At 67.3% G+C, this 1,463-nt stretch carries 1 protein-coding gene; it reads left to right on the top strand.

Annotated elements, in window-relative coordinates:
* Positions 1-58: 58 nt before the first annotated feature.
* Positions 59-1,288 carry an IS701 family transposase gene (locus ACZ4EF_RS36855; protein ID WP_467508565.1) on the top strand — a complete coding sequence of 410 codons (1,230 nt, stop codon included), beginning with the start codon at positions 59-61 and terminating at the stop codon, positions 1,286-1,288.
* Positions 1,289-1,463: the final 175 nt, after the last annotated feature.

The raw sequence follows: 1,463 nt of genomic DNA on the forward strand, positions 1-1,463 counted from the left end.
AGGCTGGTACTACAGGTGGGCTTCGTGTCCGCTGACTGAGTGACGCGTTGTTCAGTGTGTGGAGACGTTGCATGATGTGGAGATGTGGGCGGAGTGGTTCGAGGACTTCTTCGCGAGTCTCGCCAGCTTGTTCCGTCGGGTGGAGCCGCGGCTGACGGCGCGGGCGTATCTGAAGGCGTTGCTGGGAACGGTTGAGCGGAAGAACTCCTGGCAGATCTCGGCGTATATCGGCCATGCGACGCCGGATCGGGTCAAGGACCTGCTGCGCAGGACGACGTGGAGTGCGAACGCGTTGCGGGATCGGGTGCGTGCGTTCGTGGTCGCGCACCTGGGTGATCCGGATGCCGTACTGGTGCTCGACGAGACGGCGTTCTTGAAGAAGGGGACCAAGTCGGTGGGGGTGGCCCCGCAGTACGCGGGGATCACCGGGCAGACCGAGAACTGCCAGGTCGCGGTGTTCCTCGCCTACGCCACCTCGTACGGGCGGGCGTTGATCGATTTCGCCCTGTACCTGGGGAAGTACTGGGCCGGCGATATCGAACGCTGCAAGGAGGCCGGGGTGCCCGCCGACCGTCGCAGGCATGTGGTCACCAAGCCTGAGCTGGGCAGACGCCTGGTGGAGCCGGCCCGCACGGCCCGGGTGCCGTTCGCCTGGGTGGCCGCCGACAGCGTCTACGGGCAGGACCGCAAACTGCGCGCGGCCCTCGAACGTCACGGCAAGGGCTACGTGATGGCAGTGCCCTGCGACGAGACCGTGGAGGCCGGGTGGCTCGGCTCCATGCGCGTTGACCTGCTGGTTCCCCAGCTGGGCCTGGTCTTCGAGCGGCGCTCGTGCGGAAAGGGAGCCAAGGGCGAGCGGTACTACGACTGGGCGCTGGCCGAGGTCGCCTGGCCCTCGGACGCCGGCCCGGCCCGCGCCGGCTGGCAACACCTGCTGCTGGTCCGCCGCTCCATCAGCAGTCCCGACGAGATCGCGTACTTCGCCGTCCACGCCCGCACCGGCACCACCCTGACCGCGTTGATGCAGGTCGCAGGGTTGCGGTGGTCGGTTGAAGATTGCTTTGAAACCGCGAAGTCGGACTGCGGTCTGGACCAGTACGAGGTACGCAAGTGGGAACCGTGGCACCGTCACATCGCCCTGTCCATCGCCGCGTTCGCGTTCCTGTCGGTCAGCGCCACCCGCACCGCACGCCTGAACGACACCCGTGAACCCACCCAGGCCCCAGCCGATGCGCAACCCGCCATAGCCTGGCCGCCGCTACGACCCCACCTCTGGCCGAACGGCTGATCGACTACACCGCCGAGGAGATCCGCCGCCTGCTCCACCAGACCGTCTGGCACGTCCAGCACCACCCCGCCGTGATCGCCGCCCAGTCGCTATGGCGCAGAACCTACCAAACCATCGCAAAGCGCATCCACTACCGGCAGCGACGACAGCGGGCTCTCGAAGCCCCCTGTAGTAC

This window comes from Streptomyces sp. NPDC025721 (assembly GCF_055558595.1).